This is a genomic window from Corynebacterium uropygiale, from assembly GCF_021568315.1.
GTDB lineage: Bacteria > Actinomycetota > Actinomycetes > Mycobacteriales > Mycobacteriaceae > Corynebacterium > Corynebacterium uropygiale.
Genome location: NZ_JAKGSI010000001.1, coordinates 634733 through 659034 on the forward strand (window position 1 = coordinate 634733; position 24302 = coordinate 659034).

The following is a 24302-nucleotide window of genomic DNA, read 5'->3' on the forward strand; positions in this document are numbered from 1 at the left end:
GCGGGCATGACGACGTCCCTCCTCTTCGGTCATCCGGTCCACTGCCATCGTCTTGAGGTCCCGGAGGATTACGCGCACCCCGAGCGCGGCAGCATCCAGCTCTTCGCCAGGGAGATCGCCCCGGCTGAGGCGAGCCCCGACACCCCGACCCTCCTCTTCCTCCAGGGCGGGCCCGGATTCCCCTCGCCGCGCCCCGCAGCGCTGAGTGGCTGGCTGGGTGAGCTTCTCCTCCGGTATCGCGTCGTCCTCCTTGACCAGCGCGGAACCGGGCACTCCAGCCGGATCGACGCCCACGGCCCCATCCCCACGGCCGAGGAGCTGGCCTGTTACCGGGCGGACAGTATTGTTCGCGACGCCGAGGCCCTACGGGAATACCTGGGCGTTCGGCGGTGGACCCTCTTTGGGCAGAGCTTCGGGGGATTCTGCATTACGCACTATCTGTCGGCGTTCCCGGAGAGCGTCGAGCGCGCATATCTCACGGGTGGGCTCCCGGGCATCCGACAGAGCGCCGAGGAGATCTACCGCCACACCTATGCTGCGCTGGCGCGCCGCCACCAGGAGTTCTACCGCCGCTACCCCTGGTGTGAGGATCGCATCCGCGAGATCTGCCTCCACCTCGAGAACGAGGAGGAGACGCTCCCCACCGGGGAGCGCCTGAGCGCCCGCCGCTTCCGGACGATCGGCATTGAGCTCGGGCGGGGTGCTGGGATGGAGAACCTCGCCTACCTGCTGGAAGACCCCTTCCACCAGCGCGGAGGCGGGCGCCGGCTGCGCGGGGATGTTCTGGCGGAGGTCGGGCGTCGAGTCTCCTTCGTGGAGGCGCCCCTCTACGCCGTGCTCCACGAGAGCATCTACGGCGGCACCGTCCCCGGCCCCACCGCCTGGGCGGCGGCCCGCGTGGCCGAGGAGATCCCCGGCTATTCCCCCTCCGCCGATCCCCGCGCCACCGAGGAGCCCTTCTACCTCTATGGGGAACACATCTTCCCGTGGCTCTTCGAGGAGGACCCCGCACTGAGCCCCTTCGCGGGCGTGGCCGAGGAGCTCGCGCAGCGCACCGACTGGCCCTGCCTCTATGACGAGGAGGCCCTCGCCGAGGGGCCCGCCACCTGCGCGGCGGCGATTTACGTCGACGACGTCTTCGTGCCGCGAGAGCTCTCCCTGGAGACGGCCAGCTGCTTCCGGGACCTCCGGCCGTGGATCACCAACGAGTTCCACCACAACGGGATCCACGTGGACGGGGCGCGCATTCTGCGCCGCTTGATCTCCCTGGCGGAGGATTTTTAAGTCCGCCTCAGCGAGTACTATATGCAAGCATGGAATTCCCGCTGGAGTGGATAGATCTCGCCGACTATGTGGACGAGCTCGTCGAAGTTCCGGAAGAACACCTCATCAGCCCGCATATTCTGCCGCGGGTGTATGCCTCCTAGGAGGTCTTAGGACTCTTTCGCGGAGGGGCTGCCGGGAAGCTCGTCCGTGACGGTGGGGTAGGAGGGCTGGGCGCCCTGCCCAGTCACCGCGAAGGCGCCCACGCGGGAGGCGAAGGCCGCCGCGGTGGGCAGATCATCCCCGGCCACCAGGCGGGCCGCGAAGGCCCCAGCAAACGCATCCCCCGCGCCAGTGGTGTCCACCGCGTGGACGGGGACGGAGGGAACCTCGGTGAGGACGGTGCGCTCGCCGTCGCGCTCCGCCACGAGTGATCCGCGGGATCCCAGAGTGAGGACGACGGAGCGGAAGCCCTCCTCGATGAGGGCGCGCGCCATCTCCTGGGGAGTATCCCCGCTGGGTGCGGCGCCGAGCTGCTCGAGGATGAGGCCGGCCTCGTGCTCATTGGCCATGAGGGGATCCGCCTGGCGCAGCGCCGCGGGATCCATGGGGACCACGGGAGCCAGGTTGATGAGCACGCGGGTGCCCGCCTGGGCCGCGATCTCCACGGCCTTCTCATTGCCCGAGGCGGGGATTTCTCCCTGGAGGATGAGGAGGTCGGCGTCGGCGATGGCCTGCGCGTTCTTTTCTACCGCGGCGGCGTCCACCGTCCGGTTCGCGCCGGGCACGACGATGATGGTGTTCTCCCCGTCCTCCGAGACGGTGATGACGGCGAGCCCCGTGACCTCCTCCGTCTCCGCGATGCCGCGAAGGTCCACCCCCGAGGACCGCAGGATCCGGAGGGCCTCCGCCGCGTTGGGGTCGGTGCCCACGGCCCCGACCATGGCCACCTCCGCGCCAAGGAGCGCGGCGGCAACCGCCTGGTTGGCCCCCTTGCCGCCAGGGCTGATGCCCTCGCTGTGCCCGAGGAGCGTCTCCCCGGGGTGGGGGTGGCGCTCGACCCCCACGTTGAGATCAGCATTAATGGATCCGACGACAATCACTCCGCTCATAGGCCCCAGTTCTACCATCGTGAGGCCATGGGCGGAGTGATTTGTGCTGCTTAGCGGCCAAATTCCTGAACAACGATGATCTGGCCGTCCCAGGCGCGGGCGATGCCGATGCCCACGGAGCGGTGAGCACCCACCATGTTGGCCCGGTGGCCCGGGGAGTTCTCCCAGGCGCCCACCGCGTGCTCGACGGCACCGACCTTGGCGATGTTCTCCGCGGACGCGCCGACGAGCCCGAGGTTGGCGTGCTTGAACTGGTTGGTGAGCGCCAGGTACTCGGCCCACGCAGTGGCCGTCGCGTTGAGGCGGGCGTCCTGGGCCAGCGCGGGAAGCCCCTGGGAGGCGCGGAACGCGTTGGTCTGCGCGATGACGGTGTTGGTTTCCGGGGAGATGATCGAGCTGGAGAGCTCGGAGCTGCCCGGGATGTTCGGGGTGCCGGGTGCCGGGGCGGCCTGGGCCGTGATGGGGGCGAGGAGAACCGAGCCAGCCAGCGCTGAGGCGATGAGCGTCTTCTTCATGATTCTTGAAATGAGAAGTGGGGGAGATCTCCCCTAGGGTGACAAGCATGAGGTTATTTGCCGCGCTGCGTCCCGACGACGCCGCCATCGAGCACCTTGTTCAGACGCTTCGGCCCATCCGCCGGGATCTCCCCACGGAGCTGCGCTGGACGGATCCTGATAACTGGCACCTCACCCTCGCCTTCTATGGCGAGCAGCCCGACGGGGCGGTGGAGGACATTGTCGCCTCCCTGGGCCAGGCCGCGATGGCAGCGGAAAACCCCCTCGACCTGCACCTTCGCGGGGCGGGCGTGTTTTCCCACAAGACCCTCTGGGTGGGTGTTGGGGGCGAGACCCGCCGCCTGCGCGCGCTCGCCGCGGACGCGGGTGCCCTTCTCCCCGACACAGAAAGCGAGTGCCGACGCCACCGCGGTCACCTCACGGTGGCGCGCCTCTCGCGCCGGGGCACGCGCCCGGCCCGCTGGGATCCGGTCCTCGATGACCTGGCCCGCGCCCTCGCCGTCTATGTGGGGCCGACGTTCACCGCCTCGGAAATCATCCTCTACCAGTCCCTCCTCGGGAAGGGGCGCGGGGGTGGGCCGCTCTATGAGCCGCTCGCCACGATCAGCCTCTGAGCGTGGGCACCGCGGCGATGAGCTCCCGGGCGTAGTCGCTGGACGGGTGGCGCATGAGCTCCTCGCTGGGGCCGCGCTCGATGACGCGGCCCTGCCGCATGATGAGCATCTCCTCGCACAGGTACCGGGTCACCGTGAGGTCGTGGGAGACGAACACGAGGGAGAGGTCGAAGTCCTCGCAGAGCTTCTCGAGCAGCTCGATGATCGTGCTGCGCACCGTGACATCGAGCGCCGAGACCGGCTCATCCGCCAGGAGGATATCCGGCTGGAGGGCGAGGGCGCGGGCGATCGAGATCCGCTGCCGCTGGCCGCCAGAGAATTCGTGGGGGAAGCGGCGGAGGGCGTCGTCGCCGATGCCGACGGCGTGGAGTACCTCGCGCACGCGCTCGCGGCGCTCGGCCCGGGAGAGGCGCTGGCCGCGCAGCGGCTCGCCGACGATGCTCTCCACGCGCATCCGCGGGTCGAGGGAGCTCATCGGATCCTGGAAGACCATGTGGATGCGCTGGCCTTCGCTTTCGACGCGCCCCTCGGTGGGGGTGTCGAGGCCCGCGAGAAGCCGCAACAGGGAGGACTTTCCCGAGCCGGACTCGCCGACGATGCCCAGGCGCGCGCCGCGCCGGAGCTCGAGGTCCACCCCGTCGAGGGCCGTGACGGGCCCGCCCCGCCGCGCCGGGCGGGGATGCACCTTGCGCAGGCCCTCGGCGCGGAGGACCACCGGGGCGTCCTCGGTGGAGCGCGGCGGGCTGATGCGAGGCTGGGAATGCGCGACGAGGCTGCGGGTGTACTCGTGCTGGGGATCGCGGAGGACCGTCTCGGTGGGGCCGGTCTCCACGATGCGCCCGCGCTGCATGACCACGACCTTCTCGCACGTGCGCTGGACGAGCCCCAGGTCATGAGTGATGAAGAGCAGCCCGGTGCCCTTGCGCTCGACGAGGGTGAGGATGAGGTCCACGATGTGCTTTTGCACCGTGACGTCGAGGGCGGTCGTCGGCTCATCGCAGATGAGGAGGTCGGGGTCGTGAGCCAGGGCCATCGCGATGAGCACGCGCTGGCGCTGCCCGCCGGAGAGCTGGTGGGGGTAGGCGTGCCAGCGGTCCTCGCGAAGCCCCACGTCCTCCCAGAGGGAGCGGGCTCGACGCGAGGCCTCGGCGCCATGCACCCCGTGCACGTGGAGGGCCTCGAGGATTTGGTCGCTCGCCTTCATGAGCGGGTCGAGGGCGGTCATCGGCTCCTGGAATACCATGGCGACGCGCGTCCCGCGGAGCTTCTGCATGGCGGCGTCGGAGCGGGGGAGCTCCTCCCCGGCCAGCCGGATCGTGCCCCGAGCATCGAGGTTCTCGGGGAGAAGGCGCGTGACGGAGAGCGCCGTGAGGGACTTGCCGGAGCCGGATTCGCCGATGAGGCCGACGCGCTCGCCGGGGCCGATGTCGAAGCTGACGTCGTCGAGAATGCCGGGGATGCTGAGCCCGGAGACGCTGAGGGTGGGTGGGGTGCTCGTCGTCATTGTGCACTCCTTCGGGTCATCGTGGAGCGGGGGTCGACGAGGTCGCGGACGCCGTCGCCGAGCAGGGAGAATCCGAGGACAGTGAGGGCGATCGCGAGGCCCGGCCACAGCACGAGGTGCGGGGCCGTCGCCAGGGAGGCCTGCGCATCCTGCAGCATGCGCCCCCAGGAGGGTTGCGGCGGCGGGGTGCCGAGGCCCAGGAAGCTCAAGGCCGCCTCCGCGAGGATCGCGAGGGCAAAGCCGACGGAGATCTGCACGAGCACCAGCCCCGCGATGTTCGGGAGGACGTGGCGCGCAGCGATTTCGACGCCCGGGCGCCCCGCCTGGCGTGCCGCGAGGATGAAGTCCTGCGCCATGACGCGCAGGGTGCCTGAGCGGGCCACCCGCGCGAAGGAGGGGGAGCCGGCGAGGCCGAGCGCGGCCATCGCCGTCCACGTGGAGGGGCCGACGATGGCGGTGGCGATGATCGCCATGAGGAGACCGGGGAAGGCGAGGACGAGGTCCGCGCCGCGCATGACGAGGCTTTCCACCCAGCCGCCGCGCATACCCGCGAGGATACCGAGCGGGGTGCCGATGAGCAGCGAAATCCCGACTGCTACGAGCCCCACGCCGATGCTCGTCTGCGCGCCCACCAGGATCCGGGAGAAGACATCCCGGCCGTAGCGGTCGGTGCCCATAAGGTGCTCGGCGGAGCTGCCGAGGAGCCGGTTCGCCGGGTCCACGTGGGTGGGATCCCACGGGGTCCAGAAGAAGGACACGAGGGCCCCGAGCAGGACCAGCCCAATAATGATCGCCCCAATCCAGGCGGAGATGGGGAGGCCGCGGCGCTGCTGGCGCGGGCGGTGCGCGCTCTGCGGCTGCGCTATCTGAGTGTGCTGAGAGGTCACGACAGTTCACTCCTCACGCGGGGGTCGATGAGGGTGGCCGTCGCGTCGACGAGGAAGTTCACGATGAGAGTGAACGCCACGAGGCACATGACGACGGCCTGGACGAGCGGGAGATCGCGGGTGGACACAGCGTCAACGAGCAAGGAGCCCAGCCCCGGGACCATGAAGACCCGCTCGATGACGACGGCGCCGATGACGAGGCTCGTGAGCTGCACGCCCGCCACCGTGAGCACCGGCAGTGCGGCGTGGCGCAGGCCGTGGCGGCGCAGGGCCGCGCCGAGCGACAGGCCCGTCATCCGGGCGGTGCGAATGTGGTCCTCCGCGATGACGTCGAGAATGGCGCTGCGGATATAGCGGGCGAGGATCGCGCTCTGCACGAGCGTGAGGGAGACCACCGGCAACACGAGGTGCGCGAGGAAAGCTCCGGGGCGATCGCCCGGCACCACCCAGCCCATCGCGGGGAGCAGGCGCCAGTGCAGCGCGAGGATCGCGACGAGCAGCAGCGCGGCGAGGAAATTCGGGATGGCCATGCCCACCTGGCTGGCGGCGGAGACGAGCAGCCCGTCGACGTGGTGTTGGCGTCGGGCCGCCCACATGCCCACGGGGATCGCGATGAGCAGGGAGAGGATCATCGCGCAGCCGCACATGATGGCGCTGACCTGCGCGCGGTCAGCGATCATGGGGCCGATGTCATGCTTGCTGCTCAGGGAGACGCCGAAGTCTCCGCGGAGCATCCCGAGGAACCAGTCGGCGAACTGGGTGAGAAGGGGGCGGTCGGTGCCGAGCTCGTGGGAGAGCTTCGCGACGGCCTCCGGGGTGGCGCTCACGCCGAGGGAGATCGCCGCTGGGTTGCCGGGGATGATGCGCAAAGCGATGAAGATGATGATGCTCGCGGCGATGAGCCCCGCCACCAGCCGGGCGCAGATATGGAGAAGCGGTCTAAGAATCCTCATTGTTCTCCCTGGTCATGCGGAAAAGTTGGAGAGAGTCCGTCGTGATGGTCGGGTGGATGCCGCCGACGCCCGGCCTGCTCAGCACGATGTTCGGCACGTTCATGAGCGTGATCCCGTAGGCGTGGTCCATGATGCGGTCGACGGCGGTGCGCATCGTGGGGACCTCGGCGTCGGCGCTGCCGCGGTCGGCCTTCGTGAAGAGCTCCTGGAGCTGCGGGTCATTGACGCCGAGGTAGTAGGTGGGATCGCCGAAGATGCGGGAGATATCGCGCGGTTCCACGTGAGCGATGAGCGACATGTCATAGTCGTGCTGCTTGTGCACCTCAGAGAGCCACACGGCGGGGAACTCCGTCTTCTTCAGATGCACGCGGAAGCCGACGTCCACCAGCTGGGAGTAGACCACCTCGCTGGCCGCCTGCGCATAGGGGAGGGAGGGCACGGAGATGGTGATCTCCGGGCCGGGATTCGCCTCGGTGCCGTAGCCGGCCTCGCGCAGCAGGTCCCGGGCTTTCTCGGGGTTGTGCTCGTAGTACTCGTGGGGGTCGTACCAGGGGTCGGTTGGCGCGACCGGGGTCCCGCCGGTATCCGTGCCATAGCCCTCCCAAGCTGTGTCGAGGACCGCGCGCCGATCCACCGCATAGGAGACGGCTTTGCGCACGCGCTCGTCGTTAAAGGGGGCGCGCTGGTTGTTCATGCTGAGGAGGAATTCGCCGTTGCTCGTCCCCACGGAGACCTTGGGGGAGGGGTCGATGGAGTCGAGCATCTCCGGGTTCGTGTGACCCCAAATGACGTCGAGGTCCCCGGTGCTTAAGGCGTTGGTCGCGGAGATGGCGTCCGTGAAGAACTGGATGGATGCCTCGTGGAACTCCGGGGCTGTGCCCCAGTAGTCGTCCCGGGCGCGGAAGTGGATGCCCGTGCCGGGGGAGAAGAAGGTCACCCGGTAGGGGCCGGTGCCCAGTGGGTCCGTGCCGATCCGCTCAATCCCCTGGGGTGCCATCATGGCGCCGACGAAGGTCGTCATCCGCCAGAGCCACTGCGTTGAGCGGTGGGAGAGCGTGATGGTGAGCGTGTGCGGGTCCGGGGTAGCGATGTCCGAGATGACGTCGAGCTGGCGGGCGGAGGTGTTGATCCACTCCTCCCGGGCGCGGCGCAGGGAGAAGGCTGCCGTCTCCGAGGTGAAGGGGCTGCCGTCCGAGAACGTGACCTCGGGACGCAGGCGGAAGGTGTAGGTGAGCTCATCGGGGCTCACCTCCCAGGAGCTGGCCAGGCATGGGGCGAGGTGGCCGTCGTCATCGATGGTGATGAGCGTTTCGTACACGTTTCCCATGAGCGCCTGGGGGATGGCGGCCCCGGAGTCCCGGGTGAAGTCCATGCTCATCATCGCTGTGGTTGTCCCGACGCGCACCGTGTCCTCCGCCGAGGCGCTGCCGACAGGGACGGCAGTGTGCCCCGCGGCGCAGCCACCGAGGCTGAGCGCGAGGCAGAGCGCGAAGCCCGCCGCGGCGACCCGGCGGCTGGGGCTCGGGGTGCGACGGCGGGAGGGCGGTTGGGCACGATGGTCGGGGATCCGGAACGGCCTCATGGGGCCTGAGCCTAGAGAGGGCTCAGAGGAGGGGAAGAATCGCTAAACCTGAGAATGTCCGGACAAGTTTCCTGGGGCTGGGGCCGGGGACGCGGCGGCCTTGCGGAGGGAGAGCCGCAGCGGGGAGGCCGTGTGCCGGTGCGTGCTCACGGAAAAACTCACGGCATCCGCGCGATAGTGATAGCTCGAGCTCTCCAGGGGGCGACGGCGCCGATCCCACGCCTGAACCCGCACGCACAGGAGGGGCTCGCCGGGCTGAAGCCCCAGGAGTGGCGCCTCCTCGGCGGGGCAGGGGAGCGCCTCGAGGTGACGCTCAACCTCCTGGTAGTCCACGCCATCGGCGAGGAGCCGGGCATGAAGATCCTCGGCCTCGGGCGGGAGGTCGAGCAGCGGGCGCCCGATCTCCCAGGGGAAGTGAAGGTGCTCGACGAGCACCGGCCGCCCATTCGCCGTGCGCACCCGGCTGATCGCGATGATGTTCTCCCCCTCGCGCACGTCCAGCTCGCGGGCGAGCTCCCCCTCGGCCGGGGCGGGCTCGGCGCGGAGGAGCTCATGCCCGGGCCGGTGCCCGAGCCGCCGGAGGACGGCGCCTGCAGAGATGACCCCTTCGAAGGACTCGTGCGGGGTGGTGTCCACGACGCGCGAGCGGCGCCCCTGGCCGGAGCGGATGAGCCCCTCGTGGCGCAGCGTGTCGAGGGCCTTCCGAGCCGACCATCGCGAGCACCCAAAATGCGCTGTGAGCTCGGCTTCTGTGGGCAGTGGTGCTCCCGGGCGGGAGCTCAAGATGATCTCGCGGAGATACGCGGTGATCTGTTCGTGAATGGCGGGCACAGCAGGCCAGTCTAGCGCCGCTATGTTTTCCCCACAGTGACATGTTACTGTTGCTCGCACCACCCTGAGGACAGACTATGAATGGGGACACCTTTATGGGCATTATTGCACTCCTGGTGTTTATCGCCGTGACCGTCGTGATCAACGTCGGCCTTCGCCGCGATATCGCCGAAGCCCTGCTCGTGGGGCTCATCGCTACCGCCCTCGTCGGCGGAACCCGCGCTCCCGAGCTTCTACTCACCGCGATCGTCAAAGGAGCCCAGTCGGAGGTGACCTTCGCGGGCATGGCCTTCGTCTTCATGGGGGTGGTGGTGCAGGCCACGGGCCTCATCGACCGCCTCATCGGCATCCTCAACTCCCTCTTCGGGAAGATGCGCGGCGGACCCGCATATGTCTCGACGCTCGGCTCCGCGCTCATCGGCCTCATCGCGGGCTCGACGGCCGGAAACACCGCCACCGTCGGGTCGGTGACGATCCCGTGGATGGAGCGGACCGGCTGGAAGCCGGAGCGGGCGGCCACCCTCGTCGCCGGGAACTCGGGACTCGGCGTGGCCCTGCCGCCCAACAGCACGATGTTCATCCTGCTCGCCATGCCCGTTGCGGCCGCCGTTTCCTCCTCGAGCGTCTACGTGGCGCTGGCTTGCGCGGGAGCGTACGCGGTGCTCTACCGGCTCGTCGTCGTGTGGTGGTGGGTGCGCCGTGATGGTGTCCCGCCCACCCCGGAGTCCGAGCGCCAACCGCTCCGCGAGTCCTGGGCGCAGGGGTGGCGCTCGCCGTCGATCTTCCTCGGCATCCTCATCCCGGTGATCCTCACGATCGGGCCGGTCTCCCAGTGGCTCCAATCCGAGGTGCGCATCGGCGCCGACGGGGTCAAGGCGATCTCCATCATCGTGTGGGTTCCGATCCTCATCACGCTTATCGCGCTCGCCGAGGGCTACCGCCGCATCCGCCAGAACAACGCGCACTTCCGCGTCCAGATCAAAAAGGACATGGCCCAGTTCGCGACCGTGGGCATCTCCCTCTTCTCCGCCCTCGGCGCGGCCACCATCATGGAGGAGCTCGGGGTCGGCCCGCAGCTGTCGAACTTCCTCGGCTCCCTTGACCTGCCGCGCTCGCTCATGGTGCTCATCGTCGGGGTGATGGCGGTCATCGTCGCCACGCCGTTGAGCTCGACGGCCACCGCGGCCGCCGTCGGGGCGCCTGCCGTCGCGGCCCTCAGCGCGGTGGGGATCGACCCCGTCGTTGCGATCATCGTTGTGCTGCTGTGCACCTCGACGGAGGGGGCGTCTCCGCCAGTCGGGGCGCCGATCTACCTGGCTGCCGGCATGGCCTCGGCGGATCCCAAGAAGATGTTCATCCCCCTCATCCTCTACTTCGTCCTGCCCATGATTGCGCTGTCCTGGCTGATCGGGATGGGCATTCTCCCGCTGTACGTCCCGGCCGGCTAGGCCCTTGCACCATGAGAAAGGATCTCCGATGACCCGCGTCTTTTCCCTTGTCCGCGTCCTCTTCTTCGTCTTCCTCGCACTCTTCCTTCTCGGCGGGGTGGCCATTGTGGGCGCCCAGGCCCTCGGCGTGCTGCTCCTCAACGGCGGCATGGTGACCGGGGTAAGCAAGACCCTCGCCCCGTGGGTGTTTAGCGCCGCAACGGTGTGCTCGGTGTGCGCCTTCGTCCTGCGCTATCAGCCCTCCGCGGAGAAGCCGCAGACGTAGGCGTTCCAGATGGCCGGCACCGCGGAATCCGGGTCGGGGTGCCCTGCGCGGCGCAGCGCCTGCCGGAGAAGGAGGCGCCCGGTGTTCTCGACGTGCGCGGCCATCGCCTGGCGGGCGCCGGGGGCATCCCCGGCGAGGATGGCCTCAATGACGGGCAGGTGCTCCCGGCGAATGTCCTCCAGAGAACGGGATGTCCCGGCCGTCGAGGGGCCGAGTATGCGCGTGTGGGTGCGCAGCTGCTCGACGAAGCGCCAGCCCCTCTCCGAGCGGCCGGTGAGCACAATGAGCCGGTGCAGCTCGGTGTCGAGGCGGAAGAAAAGCTCGGTGTCATCGGCGGAGGCGGCCGCGTCGAGGTCCTCAAGGAGCGTCTGGGTGGCGGTGCGGAAGGCGTCGAGGGCCTCGGCATCGGCTGCGAGGAGACGCGCGGCCCGGAAAGCGGCGGGGGCTTCGATTCCCAAGCGCAGAGCGAAGATCTCCGCGACATCCTCGGGGTGGGTGGGGACAATCTGGAAGCCGCGATTCTTCGTGAAGCGCACGAGCCCGGCCTCCTCAAGGCGAAGGAGGGCATCGCGGACCGGGGAGCGCGAGACCCCCAGCTGCTCAGAGAGCTGGTAGACGCTGTACCACGTGTCGCAGGGCATGGCGCCGCTGTGGACGGCGTCGCGGACGTACACCATGACTTTCTCGGTGAGAGTGAGCTCCGTGCCGGAGCGATTCACGGGCCAGTGATCCATAGCGATGATCATGCCAGGATGCCCACTCCTGAGTGCTAACATGTTACCCATGTGTTGCGGAGATCACGATCGCGCGGAAACCCAGAGCACGGCCGCGCTCCACGCGCGAACCCGCCTGCGCACGGACATGGGAACGCGGGCGGCCTACACCTCGGATGCCTCCATTTTCCGACGGGTGCCGGCCGCCATCCTCGAGCCCCGCACGGTTCAGGACATCCGCGATGGCCTCGCTATTGCCCGGGCTAAGGGCTGGTCGGTGGTCGGCCGCGGCGGCGGGACCTCCGTCGCGGGCAATGCGATCGGGGAGGGGCTCATCATTGATACCTCCCGCCACTTCCACCGCATCCTGGACATCGACCCCGAGGCGCGCACGGCCACCGTCGAGCCCGGCGTCGTCTGCGATCAGCTCCGCGAGGCAGTGGCGGAGTACGGCCTTACCTACGGGCCGGACCCCTCCACCCATAGCCGCTGCACCATCGGCGGAATGGTGGCCAACAACGCCTGCGGCTCGCACTCCGTGGCGTGGGGGACCGCGGCGGAGAACCTCCTTGAGGTCACGCTCATGCTGGCCGACGGTCGCGAGGTCACCATCGGTGACAAAGGCTGCGATGACCCGGAGATCGACGCCGCCCTCCGCGCGCTCGCCGAGGAGAACGCGGAGATCATCGAGGCGGAGCTCGGCCGCTTCCCGCGGCAGGTCTCTGGCTATGGCCTCCACTACCTGCGCACGCACCCGGCGCGGGCGCTCGCCGGGACGGAGGGCACCGTCGGCATCATGACGCGGCTGAAGGTGAGCCTCGTGCCGGTGCCGCGGGCCACGGCCCTCGCGGTCCTTGCCTTTGACACGGTCTTTGATGCCGCGGCGGCCGCCCCGCAGCTGCGCCTGCCGGGGGTGACCACCATCGAGGGGATGGGAGGGGACCTGCTCGCGGCGCTGCGCTCGAAGAATGGGCAGGATCGGGCGGGGGAGAACCTGCCCGGGGTGGGGCCCGAGGGGGCCGAGGCCGGCGGGTGGCTCTTTTGTGAGGTCGGCGCCGAGACGGCGGAGGAGGCCTGGCGGCAGGCGGCGGCGCTCGTCGAGAAGGTGCCGGTAATGGATTCTGTCGTCGTCGATGATGCCCCGGCCATGCGGGCTTTGTGGCACATTCGGGAGTCGGCGGCAGGGATCGTTACCCGCCTTCCCGACGGCGGGGAGGCCTGGCCCAACTGGGAGGACTCCGCGGTGCCCCCGGAGAATCTGGCCGACTACCTGCGTGATCTCTACGCCCTCATGGCGAAGCATGAGTATGAGGGGATCCCCTTCGGGCACTTCGGCGAGGGCTGCGTCCACGTGCGCATCAGCTTTGACTTTGCCTCCGAGGCGGGCATCGAGCGCTTTCGCACCTTCATGGTGGAGGCCGCCCAGCTGGTGAGCCGCCACGGGGGCTCGCTCTCCGGGGAGCACGGGGATGGGCGCGCCCGCTCCGCGCTGCTCAGCGAGATGTATTCCCCCGAGATGCGCCGCCTCTTCGAGCGCTTCAGCCTCATCTTCGACCCCGATCGCATCTTCAACCCCGGCGTCCTCGTGTGGGCGGAGCCCGTGACCCAGGGGCTGCGCATGGACCCTGGCCAGGCCGCCCACGTCCCCGAGCCGCGCCACCTCTTTCCCACGGACGAGGGCAGCCTGCGCCGCGCCATCAACCGCTGCGTCGGGGTGGGGGCCTGCCGCTCGATGAGCGGGGCCATGTGCCCCTCCTTCCAGATCACCCACGACGAGGTCCACTCCACACGCGGCCGGGCGCGCATCCTCTCCGAGGTGATGCGCGGGGAGACCCTCGACGGCTTCTCCTCGACGGAAGCCCGGGAGGCCCTCGACCTCTGCCTGAGCTGCCGGGCCTGCGCTCACGAGTGCCCGGTGAACGTCGACATGGCGAGCCTCAAAGCCGAGTTCCTCTCCCACCACTACCAGGGGAAACTCCGCCCCCGCGCCCACTACCTCATGGGCCTGCTGCCCTTCTCCATGGCGATCCTTCACCGCATCCCCGGGGCGCCGCGCGTAGTGGACGCGCTCATGCGATCCCAGCGCCTGGCGCCGATCATCGCCCGGGTGAGCGGCCTCGATCACCGGCGACCGCTCATCCGCGTGAGCCCGGTGAGCCTGCGCCGCTGGTGGCGCCGGGACGGCCGGTCCGCCGAGGCAGCGGAGGGGACGCGGCGCGTCGTGCTCTGGCCGGACTCCTTCTCCGCCTCGCTGGACACCCGGCCCGCCCAGGCGGCGGTCTCGGTGCTGCGCACACTGGGGGTTGATCCGGTCCTGCCTTCGGAGTTCGTGTGCTGCGGGCTGACCCTCCACTCGACGGGTCAGGTCGACGGCGCGCGGGCGATCCTCGAGCGCAGCGCACGCGTCATGGCCCCCTACCTCGACGAGGGGCTGCAGGTCATCGGCCTGGAGCCCTCCTGCACCGTCATGCTCCGCAAGGAGGCGACGGGCCTCAGCACCTCCCCGGAGGTAGCACGCCTGGCGAAGGCCACGACGAGCTTCGGCGAGTTCATCGCTCCCCTGGTGGAGGAGGCCCTCCAGCGCGGGGAGGTCGCCGTCGCGAAGGAGCACGTCGCGGCGCTCACCCAGGTGCACTGCCACGAGCGCTCGCTGGGGGACCCCTCGGCCTCCCGGCGGCTCCTCGAGGCGCTGGGTGTGGAGGAATCCCAGATCGAGACGGGCTGCTGCGGCCTCGCCGGCAACTGGGGCTTCGAGCCCGGGCACGCGGAACTCTCCCGCCAGCTGGGGGAGCGGGAGCTCTTCCCGCGCGTGCGGGCGGCCAGGGAGAGCGCCGAGCGCGAGGGGACGCGCGTCGAGATCATTGCCGACGGCTTCTCCTGCCGCACCCAGGTGGAGCAGGGAACCGGAGAGCGGGCGCGGCACATCGCGGAGGTCCTCGACACGATTCTGAGGCCCGCGCCGTGACCCAGGTTCTGAGCGGATTCGCGATCATCCTCGTCGTCATCGGGGTGGGGTGGGTGCTGGCCGCGCGGGGAACCCTCGGCCCGGGCGGGCAGCGGGCGCTCGCGAGCCTCGTCTACGCGGTCGCCACCCCCTGCCTGCTCTTCGACACCATGACGCACTCCGACCCGGCGGTGCTCTTCTCCAGCATCCTCGGGGTGGTGGCGCTCTCGGCGCTGCTCGTGGGGGCGTTCTTCTTTCTGCTCTGCCGTTTTGTGCTGCGGCGCAGCGCGGCGGAGTCGATCATCGGGATGCTGTCGAGCTCCTATGCCAACGGGGGAAACCTGGGGATCCCGCTGGCCGCCTACGTGTTGGGGGACGCGAGCGTCGTCATCCCGGTCATGCTCTTTCAGATCGCCTTCTATGCCCCGCTGAGCCTCAGCGCTCTGGAGGTGTGCACCTCCTCCGGGCGGACCCGCTGGCAGTCGCAGGTGAGGACCGTTCTGGGCAATCCGATGCTGCTGTCCTCGGTGTTCGGATGCGTGGTGACGCTCAGCGGGTGGCGGGTGCCGGCGGTGATTGCGCAGCCGGTGAGCATTCTCGGTGGGGCGTCGGTGCCCCTTGCGCTGCTCGTGTTTGGGATGTCGCTGCGCGGGGCGCGGGTGCTCGGGGAGGAAGGGCGGCGCGTCGACGTCCTGCTGGCCTCAGCGGCGAAAAACCTCCTCCAGCCGTTGCTCAGTGCGGCGCTGGGGGCCTGGGTTTTTGGGATGAGCGGGGAGATGCTGCGGGCCGTCGTCGTCCTGGGGGCGCTGCCCACCGCCCAAAATGTCTATACCTATGCGGTGAAGTTCCGCGTGGGGGAGGAGCAGGCGCGCGATGCCGGGGTGGTGAGCACCCTCGTGAGCGTGCCGGTGATTATGGTGATCGCGCTCCTTTCCCACGGAGTACCCACCTGATCGGGTGGGTCCTGGGGCTCCTGAACTGGGATAATGATGAGACCCCCAAAATCACCCTGCTATGATCATCCTTTATGGGTATTCCCAGACAACCGAACACTGATCAACACGAGCCGCAGGCTCCTACCGACAGAAAGGATCACGACGGGGGGAGCGGCGCCCAGCGACCATTTCTGGGGATCAAATCGGATCCCTTCATTTTCCTGAGCGCCAGCATTTTCATTATCGCGTTCGTCATCCTCACGATTGTGCTGGGGGACAGGGCGCGCACCACGTTCACGACCATCGCCCAGGGACTCCTCAAGAACCTGGGGTGGATGTACATCGGCGGCGTGAGCCTCATGTTCATCTTCCTCATCGGGATCTTCGCCTCCCGCTACGGCCGGGTGAAGCTGGGGGATGATGACGACGAGCCAGAGCACTCCCTGCCCGCCTGGTTCGCCATGCTCTTCGCGGGTGGCGTCGGCGCCGTCCTCATGTTCTGGGGTGTGGCCGAGCCCATCAACCACGTGTACAACGTGCCCCGGGCGGACGTCGAGCCCCTCTCCGAGGCCGCCATCCAGGAGGCTTTCGGCTTCACCTTCTACCACTTCTGCATCCACATGTGGGTCATCCTGGCGCTGCCGGGACTGGCCCTGGGCTACTTCATTTACAAGCGGAAGCTGCCGCCGCGCCTGTCGAGCGTCTTCGCCCCGGTGCTGGGCGGCAAGATTTACTCGACGCCCGGCAAGCTCATCGACACGCTCTCCATCATCGGTACGACGTTCGGCATCGCGGTGTCCGTCGGCCTTGGCGTGCTGCAGATCAACGCGGGCATGCACAAGCTGTGGGGCGTGCCCGAGGTGAGCTGGGTGCAGCTGCTCATCATCCTCGTCATCACGGCGGTCTCCTGCCTCTCCGTCGCGTCAGGGCTGGATAAGGGCATCAAGCTGCTGTCGAACATCAACATTGCGATGGCAGTCCTGCTCCTCATCTTCATCCTCGTGACGGGGCCGACGCTCACCCTCCTGCGCCACACCGTGGAGTCCTTCGGTATCTACGCGGACTTCCTGCCCAAGAACATGTTCTGGTCGGATTCCTTCAACAACAACCCCGGCTGGTTGGGCAAGTGGACGGTGTTCTACTGGGCGTGGACCATCTGCTGGTCGCCCTATGTGGGCATGTTCGTCGCCCGTATCTCGCGGGGCCGCAGCGTCCGCGAGTACATCGCGGGCGTCCTCGCCCTGCCGACGCTCTTCGGCATCATCTGGTTTGCCATCTTGGGGCGCGCAGGCATTGAGATGGAGCTCAACCACCCGGGCTCGCTCACGCAGCCGGTCGTCGTCGAGGAGGACGTGCCGGCGGCACTCTTCAACCTGCTGGCGGAGTACCCGTGGACGGGCGTGGTCTCGGCGTTCTCGCTCATCGTGGTGGTGATCTTCTTCATTACCTCGATTGACTCGGCGGCGCTGGTCAACGACATGTTCGCCACCGGGGAGGAAAACAAGTCCCCGACGTCCTACCGCGTGCTGTGGGCCGTCGTCATCGGCGCGGTGGCCGGAGCGCTGCTGCTCATCTCCCCGGATACGGGGATCGTGACGCTGCAGGAAGTGGTCATTATCGTGGCCTTCCCGTTCTTCCTCATCCAGTTCGTCATGATGTACTCGCTGGTGAAGGGCATGAGCGATGACGCGGCGGCAGGGCGGCAGATCCGCACCCGCCGCTGGGAGAAGACGGACTCCCCGGAGAAACTTGAGGAGCACGAGTCTCGCCCGGCCCCCGGCTACGACGAGGACGGCAACCCGCTGCCCACGCCGGTCCTCGAGCACGATGAGGACGGCAATATCGTCATCCCGGGCAACGTCGTCATCGGCGGTGACCTGGGCGTCAAGGGGGACATGACCGACGACCCCGAGGAGGCCGAGGACATGGCTCGACGCTTCAAGGTCGTCGAGCAATCCCGCCCGCAGACCCGCGAGGAGTGGGACTCCTAGTCCGACTCGGGTCTGCTCAACCCGCTCAACCCGCAGGCGCTCGCCACCATTTCGAGTGAGCGCATGCGGGTCTCATGGCCGGTGGCCTGGAGAGACACCATGATCTCCTGGACGCCGGCCTTTTCTGCGAACTCCTCGCAGCCGCGGCGCAGGTCCTCCTCCGTGCCCAGCACCGAGTAGCGGAACATCTCCCGCACGTTCTCCCCGATGTGGGAGTTCATGAAGGCGTCGAGCTGCGCCTCCGAGACCGGCTGCCCGCGGCCCACCTGCGCGCGCACGCGGGCGCGGATGACCCGCTCGAGTTCCGCCTCGGATTCCTCCCGGCTGGGCGCGCCGATCATCGTGAGCCCGGCGATGGCATAGGGCTCGGGGTAGCGCTCGGAGGGGTGGTAGTTGTTCCGGTAGTAGGAGAGCGCGCCCTCCAGGTGCGTCGGCGCGAAGTGCGAGGCGAAGGCGTAGGGCAGCCCCAGTTGCGCCGCGAGGCTCGCCCCGAAGAGGGAGGATCCCAGCACATAGAGCGGCACCTGGGTGCCCTCCCCGGGGATCGCGCGGACGCCGGGGATGGGGGCGTCGTGGGGGTCGTCGGAGAGATAGCCCTGGAGCTCACGGACATCCTCGGGGAAGGAATCCGCGGCATGAGGGGAACGACGCACAGCCCGGAGCGTATTCATATCCGTCCCCGGAGCCCGCCCGATGCCGAGGTCAATACGGCCCGGATACATCTCCGCGAGCATCCCGAACTGCTCGGCCACAATATAGGGGGCGTGGTTGGGGAGCATGACGCCGCCGGCGCCGAGGCGGATCCGCGAGGTTTGCGCCCCAATATGGGCGATGAGCACCGCCGGTGCGGAGGAGGAAATCCGGGGCATGTTGTGGTGCTCGGCGTACCAGATACGCGAATAGCCCAAGCGCTCGGCGGCTTGGGCTATCTCGACCGAGCGGGCAATAGAGTTTCCAATGCTCTCACCCGGGTCAACGGTGCAGAAATCAATGAGCGACAGCGGCATCCTGGTCATGCTCCGAGGCTACCGCCTCATCCTGGGGATCCCGCGGATGCGCGCGGGAGAGCACGATATCGACGACGAGCATGATGACAAACACCACCGAGACCGGCAGCAGCCAGCCGAGGGATTGGGCGGTGAGTGGGGACCAGCCGATGATCGCATCCCAGAAGGAACCCCAGCCGAGGTCATTGAAGGAGGTCATGGCGGACCACACGACGGCCAGCCACACCGGGGCGTAGATGGCGTAGCGGAAGCGCAGGGAGCCCGGCAACAGGGACTCGATGAGGCTGATGATGATGAGCGTCACGGCCGGCGGGTAGAGGAAGCCGATGACCGGCGCCGCGATGTCCAGCACGGTCTGCAGGCCCATCGTCGCCATGGCCCAGGACATCACGGCGAAGATCACCGCCCACGCGTGGTAGCGCACGCCCGGAAGCAGGCTCTCGAAGAACTCGGAGGTCGCCGCGATGAGCCCGACGGCCGTCGTCATGCACGCGAGCAGGACGATGAGGCCAAAGACCACCTGGCCGGGCAGGCCCATCGTGAGGCGGGCGGCGTCGGTGAGGAGGGCGGCGCCGTCGGCGTACTGGCTCGGTTGGTCGATGATCTGGCCGATATAGCCCAGCCCCAGGTAGATCACCGCGAGGATGACACCTGCGATGAGGCCAGCGCGGATCGTCCCGTGGACGAGCTGGTGGCCCTCTTTGAGACCCCGCATCCGCAGCGAGGAAATCACGACGATGCCGAACGCCAGTGCCGCGAGGGCGTCCATGGTGAGGTAGCCCTCGACGAGGCCCACCGCCGCGGGGGCGGAGGCGAACTTCTCGCTCGGCTCGCCGGGGGTGCCGTGGAACATGCCCATCGAGCAGCAGACGAGCACGACGAGGAGCACGAGCAGCGCCGGGGTGAGGATCTTCCCCAGCTTGTCGACGAGCTTCGTCGGGTTATAGGCGAGGAAGAGGGCGATGCCAAAGAACACCGCGTTGAAGAGCGCCGAGGCGAGCGTCGAGTCCCATCCCGTGATGGGCTGGAGGGCCGTCGAGAAGCTCACCGCGCCCGTGCGCGGGAGGGCATAAAAGGCCCCGATGGAGAGGTAGGCGAGGATCGGAAAGATCAGACCAAAGACGGGGCCGGCGCGGCGGGCGAGGTCCGTCACGCTGCTGCCCGAATTGGCGATGGCGATGATCGCGAGGACAGGCAGCAGCACCGAGGTTCCCAGGAAGCCGAGGATGGCCGGGAGGAAGCTCGTGCCGGACTGTGCGCCCAGCATAGGCGGGAAAATGAGGTTCCCCGCACCGAAGAACATAGAGAAGAGGGTGAAGGAGGTGAACAGGATGATGGCGAAACCGGCGCGGCGCGGTTGGCTCTCAGAAGTCATGCGTCAGCCTTTCTAAAAATGAGATCGGTTGACACTGTACTCCCACCCTGTGAGACTCACGCGCTGGGGGTCAGCGCCGCCTCCAGACGATCCACCGCCTCCTCGAGGATCTCCCGCGAGGTAGCGAAGTTGAGCCGGGCATGGCCCTCGCCCGGGAGCCCAAAGGCGAGCCCCTCATTCATGGCCACCTTCGCGTGCTCGAGGCACCAGGCCGCCGGGTTGCGCCGCGCCTCCTCGGGGAGGGAAGTCTCCCGGAAGTCGAGCCACATGAGGTACGTGGCCTCCGGGCAGCTCACCCGAAGCCCCGGGATCCGGCGGGGAAGCTCCGCGGCCAGCCAATCCCGGTTCTCCCGGAGGTAGGCCAACTGCTCCTCGCGGTGGTCCGAGCGATCGCGATAACAGGCCTCCGCAGCGAAGATGCCCAGGGTCCCCACCCCGTCCGTCACCGGGCCCGGCAGGGTGCTCCAGATCTTAAAGTCCTCCGGGTTGCTGAAGATCATCTGCGCGCACTTCAGCCCCGCGATGTTCCACGCCTTGGAGGTGGCCATCGCCGTTATCGTCACCGCGGCGGCGGTCTCCGAGACCGAGGCCGTGGGCAGGTGCTGGCCCTCGTACACGAGCGGGGCGTGAATCTCATCCGAGATGATCCGGGCCCCGTAGCGATTTGCCAGGTTCGCCAACTCGACGAGGAACTCCCTGCTGAACGTGTACCCCAGCGGGTTATGCGGGTTGCACAGCAGGATCGAGCCCGCACCCTGCTGGAAAGCCCGCTCGATGTCCCCCAGATCCAGGCCGCCCTCCGCGGAGATCTCGATCATGTCCCGGCCCGTGGCCGTGGGCAGGGCGAGGAAGGGCGGGTAGGCCGGCGTCGGGACAATGACGGCGGAATCGGGCGTCGTGAAGTAGGTGATCGCCAGGAAGAGGGAACGCACGACGTCCGGGGTGAGAACAATGTGCTCCGGGTTGGGATGCCAGCCGAACTCCTCCGCGCAGAACTCGGCGAGGGCCTGCTCCAGGTGGTCATTCGCGGGGGAGTAGCCGAAGGACTCGGCCTCCACCCGGTCCCGAAGACACTCCATGACCGCCGGTGAAGTGGCGAAATCCGATTCCGCAATCCACAGGGGAAGCACATCCTCCCCGTACACCGTCCACTTGCGGGTCTGCCTATTCTTCAGTTGCTCAAGAGTAGGGAAATCCATGTCCTGGAGTGTAGTAGTTAGGAGGTGGCGTCCCCCTCATCGTGGCGGCCAAAGCCGAAGGCCCGCAGCCGCTGCCGGTCCGCCTCCGAGGAGCTCGCCGTCAGCTGGAGGAGCTGAGAATAAATGCCGCCCGAGGTGGCGAGTTCCGCGGGGGAGCCGATCTCATCGATCCGGCCGTGGTCGAGGGTGATGATGCGGTCGACGGAGGCGATCGTCGAGAGCCGGTGGGCGATGATGAGCGTCGTGCGGTCGGCCATGAGGTCCTCGAGGCCCGCCTGGACGGTGCGCTCGGAACGGTTGTCGAGGGCCGAGGTGGCCTCGTCGAGAACGAGGATCGGCGCATCCTTGAGCATCGCGCGCGCGACGGCGACGCGCTGCTGCTGGCCACCCGAGAGCCGGAGGCCCCGCTCGCCGATGATCGTGTCATAGCCCTGAGGGAAGGACATGATGAAGTCGTGGGCATTGGCGCGCCGGGCCACCGCCTCGATGTCCTCCTGCGTGGCGCCCGGGCGGCCATAGGCGATGTTCTCGCGCACCGTCCCGGAAAAGAGGCTCGCGTCCTGAAAAACGACGCCGATGCAGGCGCGCAGCTGCGCGGAGCTGAGCTCCTCGACCGGGCGGCCGCATACCTCGAGCGAACCATGCTGCGGGGAATAAAGCCCCAACAGCAGGTTGACCAGGGTGCTCTTCCCGCCGCCGGACTCTCCCACCAGCGCGATCTTCTCCCCGCGCCGGGCCTCAAAGCTCACCCCGCGGACCACCGGATCCTCCTCCGGGCTGTAACTGAAGGTCACGTCATCGAAGCGCACCACGGGGGCAGCCGGGGCGAGCGCCGGGGGCACCGAGTCCTCCAGGTCCGGGGCATCCGAGGCGCGGGTGGCCGCGACGAGCTGCGGATCCGCGGTGGCCTCGAGGGGCTCCGCCATGACCTCGAAGTAGTCGCGGGATCCCGCCACGGCCCGCTGGGCAGAATCGACGATCCAGCTCATCATCGCGACCGGCTGCTTCGTCATCCCCAGCAGCTGGATGAGCATGACCATGTCACCCAAGGAGAAGTGCCCCGCGGCCGTGCGATAAAATAGCAGCAGGTAGAGGCCAAAGAACACGAGGTTCGCCGCCCCGCCGCGCACCACATCCATGGAGTGCCACCAGCGAGACTGCACCGTCGTGGTATCCACCGTGCTGCGGAAACGCTGGCTGAATGAGCCGAGCTCACGAATCTCCGCGACGAAGGACTTGGCTACCTTCACCTGACCCACGACCTCCGCGAAGCGGCCGCCCGCCAGGTCTATCTGGTGGTTCTTGTCCTTCTCCCAGACCAGCCAGCGCCGGGATGTGAGCGTCGTGACCCAAAAATAGATGGGGAAGAGGAGGAAGAGGAGCACCGCGAGCGGCCAATAGTAATAGCCCGTAATCCCCAGGATGGCCACGAGCGTGATGACCATGGGGAAGAAGTTGTTCGAGAAGGAGCGGAGGAACTGGGTCACCTCCGTGATCGAACGGTTGAGCCGCGCGATGATCGTGCCCGTCACCTGCGTGTCGAAGTAGCGCTGGGGGAGGGCGAGCAGCGTCGCGTAGTAGCGGGTGGAGAGGATCTGCCGCATCCGCGCGGCCATGAGATCGCCCAGCCAGCCGCCTGCGTTGCTCATGAGGGTGCGGGCCACATCCGCGGCGAGAAGGCCCAGCCCCAGGAGCAGCAGCGTGCCCATGACCGCGCCCGCCTCACGCTCACCGCTCACCACGGAGACGATGGTGTTCGTCGCCTCGCGGACGAGGAAGGGCGACACGAGAGTGAGCAGCGCCGTCACCACGGAGCTTGCGACCACGCCCAGGTAGTACGGCCACAGCGCGGAGACGCTCCGAAGGATCCGCAGGATAGAGGACACGAGGAAAGACCCTCCTTCAGGAGAAAGTGAGGTGAGTGTGCGCGGGGCGGGGCAGCGCGTGAGGTGGGAACAGCGCGTAAGGCCGCAGGTCGCGCCGGGCTGGGCGCGGGCCCGCGCTAGCCGAGAGCCTTCTCGACCGCCGCGCGCGGAATGTGCGCCCAATCGGGGCGGTTATCCACCTCGTAGGCCACCTCATAGAGCGCCTTGTCCAGGACATAGGCGGTGAGGAAGGGGTCCGCCGGGTCGGCGCCATAGCCCTCGAGCAGCGCGGAGGTGGTCTCCTCCGCCCAGGTGGACGGGGCCTCGACGCTCTGGGACGCATAGTCGATCGAGCGCACGAGCCCCGCCACGTCGCGCACTGCGGCGTCGGGCTGGCGGCGCTCGGCGAGGGGCCGGGCCGGCTCCCCCTCGAAGTCGATGAGCACGTAGCGCTCGGGAGTGCGCAGCACCTGCCCAAGGTGAAGATCACCGTGGACGCGGTGCGCCGGGGTGCTCCCTTCCAGCGAGCGATAGCGCTCCTCCACGCCGGTGGCGAAGCGCTCAAGGTAGGGCACCCGATCCGCGAGGGAGCGGAAGCGCCCCATCAGCTTCGTGGCCACCTCCTCCCCGGTGAGCGCCGGGGCGGGGAAGCCTTCTGCGAGGGCCCGGTGGACGTCGGCCGTGGCCTCGCCCAGCAGCCGCGCGTCCTCGGCGAAGGACTGCCCGGCCTCAGCCCAGCGCAGGGCGCGCTTCCAGCCATCCTCGGAGTCGGCGATGAACTCCTGGGCCACCGCCGTGACATAGGTCTGCCCCTGGAACTCGGTGTCCACCCAGCCGTAGACGGGGGCGACGTGCTCCGTCGGCCCCATCCCGGCCAGTAGCTCGACCTCCGGGTTGATCCCCGGCTCGAGCTTGCGGAAGTACTTGAGGACCACGCGGTCGCGCTGGCCGTCGGAGAAGATGAGCGAGGTGTTGGACTGCTCCCCGGAGAGCTGCCGCCCGTGGAGCCCCGCGGGGAAGGGGCGCAGCTCGTGCCAGGTGCCCCAGCCGGCGGGGGTGCCGGAGCTCAGGGCCTCGCCGAGTTCCGTGGCGCGCGCCCCCAGGACGTCCTCCTCCTTGTCGTTGAGGAGGAGCTGGTAGAGGTCGCAGCTGCCGCCGTGGTGCACGGCCACGAGGCTCAGCTGCTCGCCCTCGGCAGTGGCCGGAGCGCTGAGGAGCACCTCCGTCTCATCGATGGCTTCGGACTTCGCGCCATAGAAGCGCGCGGTGGCGAGAGTGTGGGCGAGCGACTGAGTCACG

General features: G+C 68.4%; 20 protein-coding genes. 7 read left to right on the forward strand and 13 right to left on the reverse strand.

Annotated features, from left to right (window positions below):
• The first annotated feature begins 6 nt into the window (after positions 1–6).
• Complete coding sequence (locus tag L1O03_RS03045) at positions 7–1284, forward strand: alpha/beta fold hydrolase (protein ID WP_236117931.1); 1278 nt, start codon at positions 7–9, stop codon at positions 1282–1284.
• A 149-nt stretch (positions 1285–1433) separates the two neighbouring features.
• On the opposite strand, the gene L1O03_RS03050 is transcribed toward L1O03_RS03045, so the two are convergent.
• A complete protein-coding gene (locus L1O03_RS03050; protein WP_236117932.1) occupies positions 1434–2375 on the reverse strand; it encodes a ribokinase in 942 nt (313 codons plus the stop codon).
• Between the two features lie 50 nt (positions 2376–2425).
• Positions 2426–2890, reverse strand: coding sequence for a CAP domain-containing protein (locus L1O03_RS03055; RefSeq protein ID WP_236117933.1), 465 nt, complete (start codon positions 2888–2890; stop codon positions 2426–2428).
• 47 nt (positions 2891–2937) lie between these two features.
• Between L1O03_RS03055 and thpR the strand changes: the two genes are divergently transcribed.
• Complete coding sequence (thpR, locus tag L1O03_RS03060; protein WP_236117934.1) at positions 2938–3504, forward strand: RNA 2',3'-cyclic phosphodiesterase; 567 nt, start codon at positions 2938–2940, stop codon at positions 3502–3504.
• Here thpR and L1O03_RS03065 read toward each other — a convergent pair.
• The 5 genes from L1O03_RS03065 to L1O03_RS03085 all read right to left on the reverse strand — a co-directional run bounded on the left by L1O03_RS03065 (position 3494) and on the right by L1O03_RS03085 (position 9261).
• Positions 3494–5008 (reverse strand): dipeptide ABC transporter ATP-binding protein, encoded by a 1515-nt coding sequence (locus tag L1O03_RS03065; protein ID WP_236117935.1) that lies wholly within the window; start codon positions 5006–5008, stop codon positions 3494–3496. The two genes, thpR and L1O03_RS03065, sit on opposite strands and share 11 nt — an antisense overlap.
• A complete protein-coding gene (locus L1O03_RS03070) occupies positions 5005–5820 on the reverse strand; it encodes an ABC transporter permease (protein ID WP_236118057.1) in 816 nt (271 codons plus the stop codon). Before L1O03_RS03070 ends, L1O03_RS03065 begins: the two co-directional genes overlap by 4 nt.
• A gap of 71 nt (positions 5821–5891) precedes the next feature.
• Positions 5892–6848: an ABC transporter permease gene (locus L1O03_RS03075; RefSeq protein ID WP_236117936.1), complete on the reverse strand. Its 957-nt coding sequence runs from the start codon at positions 6846–6848 to the stop codon at positions 5892–5894.
• Positions 6835–8430, reverse strand: coding sequence for an ABC transporter substrate-binding protein (locus L1O03_RS03080; protein WP_236117937.1), 1596 nt, complete (start codon positions 8428–8430; stop codon positions 6835–6837). The genes L1O03_RS03075 and L1O03_RS03080 overlap by 14 nt, the downstream gene beginning before the upstream one ends.
• A gap of 42 nt (positions 8431–8472) precedes the next feature.
• Positions 8473–9261, reverse strand: coding sequence for a GntR family transcriptional regulator (locus tag L1O03_RS03085; RefSeq protein WP_236117938.1), 789 nt, complete (start codon positions 9259–9261; stop codon positions 8473–8475).
• 95 nt (positions 9262–9356) lie between these two features.
• On the opposite strand from L1O03_RS03085, the gene L1O03_RS03090 reads away from it, so the two are divergent.
• Both L1O03_RS03090 and L1O03_RS03095 read left to right on the forward strand, forming a co-directional pair.
• Positions 9357–10709: a TRAP transporter large permease subunit gene (locus tag L1O03_RS03090; RefSeq protein WP_236117939.1), complete on the forward strand. Its 1353-nt coding sequence runs from the start codon at positions 9357–9359 to the stop codon at positions 10707–10709.
• A gap of 28 nt (positions 10710–10737) precedes the next feature.
• Entirely contained in the window at positions 10738–10974 is a 237-nt protein-coding gene (locus L1O03_RS03095; protein WP_236117940.1) for a hypothetical protein, read from the forward strand.
• Here L1O03_RS03095 and L1O03_RS03100 read toward each other — a convergent pair.
• A complete protein-coding gene (locus L1O03_RS03100) occupies positions 10944–11708 on the reverse strand; it encodes a GntR family transcriptional regulator (protein ID WP_236117941.1) in 765 nt (254 codons plus the stop codon). The genes L1O03_RS03095 and L1O03_RS03100 overlap by 31 nt on opposite strands.
• Positions 11709–11757: 49 nt before the next feature.
• Here L1O03_RS03100 and L1O03_RS03105 point away from each other — a divergent pair, with 49 nt between their 5' ends.
• The 3 genes from L1O03_RS03105 to L1O03_RS03115 all read left to right on the forward strand — a co-directional run bounded on the left by L1O03_RS03105 (position 11758) and on the right by L1O03_RS03115 (position 17557).
• The gene (locus tag L1O03_RS03105) at positions 11758–14652 is read left to right on the forward strand and encodes an FAD-binding and (Fe-S)-binding domain-containing protein (RefSeq protein WP_236117942.1); all 2895 of its coding nucleotides are present in this window, start codon (positions 11758–11760) and stop codon (positions 14650–14652) included.
• Positions 14649–15584: an AEC family transporter gene (locus L1O03_RS03110; RefSeq protein ID WP_236117943.1), complete on the forward strand. Its 936-nt coding sequence runs from the start codon at positions 14649–14651 to the stop codon at positions 15582–15584. Before L1O03_RS03105 ends, L1O03_RS03110 begins: the two co-directional genes overlap by 4 nt.
• 74 nt (positions 15585–15658) lie before the next feature.
• The gene (locus L1O03_RS03115) at positions 15659–17557 is read left to right on the forward strand and encodes a BCCT family transporter (RefSeq protein WP_420830275.1); all 1899 of its coding nucleotides are present in this window, start codon (positions 15659–15661) and stop codon (positions 17555–17557) included.
• Here the strand turns inward: L1O03_RS03115 and L1O03_RS03120 are convergent.
• The 5 genes from L1O03_RS03120 to L1O03_RS03140 all read right to left on the reverse strand — a co-directional run bounded on the left by L1O03_RS03120 (position 17554) and on the right by L1O03_RS03140 (position 24301).
• The gene (locus tag L1O03_RS03120; RefSeq protein WP_236117944.1) at positions 17554–18573 is read right to left on the reverse strand and encodes an LLM class flavin-dependent oxidoreductase; all 1020 of its coding nucleotides are present in this window, start codon (positions 18571–18573) and stop codon (positions 17554–17556) included. The genes L1O03_RS03115 and L1O03_RS03120 overlap by 4 nt on opposite strands.
• The gene (brnQ, locus tag L1O03_RS03125; RefSeq protein WP_236117945.1) at positions 18545–19939 is read right to left on the reverse strand and encodes a branched-chain amino acid transport system II carrier protein; all 1395 of its coding nucleotides are present in this window, start codon (positions 19937–19939) and stop codon (positions 18545–18547) included. The genes L1O03_RS03120 and brnQ overlap by 29 nt, the downstream gene beginning before the upstream one ends.
• Before the next feature lie 56 nt (positions 19940–19995).
• Positions 19996–21138, reverse strand: coding sequence for a MalY/PatB family protein (locus L1O03_RS03130; RefSeq protein ID WP_236117946.1), 1143 nt, complete (start codon positions 21136–21138; stop codon positions 19996–19998).
• 17 nt (positions 21139–21155) lie between these two features.
• The gene (locus tag L1O03_RS03135; protein ID WP_236117947.1) at positions 21156–23024 is read right to left on the reverse strand and encodes an ABC transporter ATP-binding protein; all 1869 of its coding nucleotides are present in this window, start codon (positions 23022–23024) and stop codon (positions 21156–21158) included.
• A 116-nt stretch (positions 23025–23140) separates the two neighbouring features.
• Complete coding sequence (locus tag L1O03_RS03140; protein ID WP_236117948.1) at positions 23141–24301, reverse strand: phosphotransferase; 1161 nt, start codon at positions 24299–24301, stop codon at positions 23141–23143.
• Position 24302: the final 1 nt, after the last annotated feature.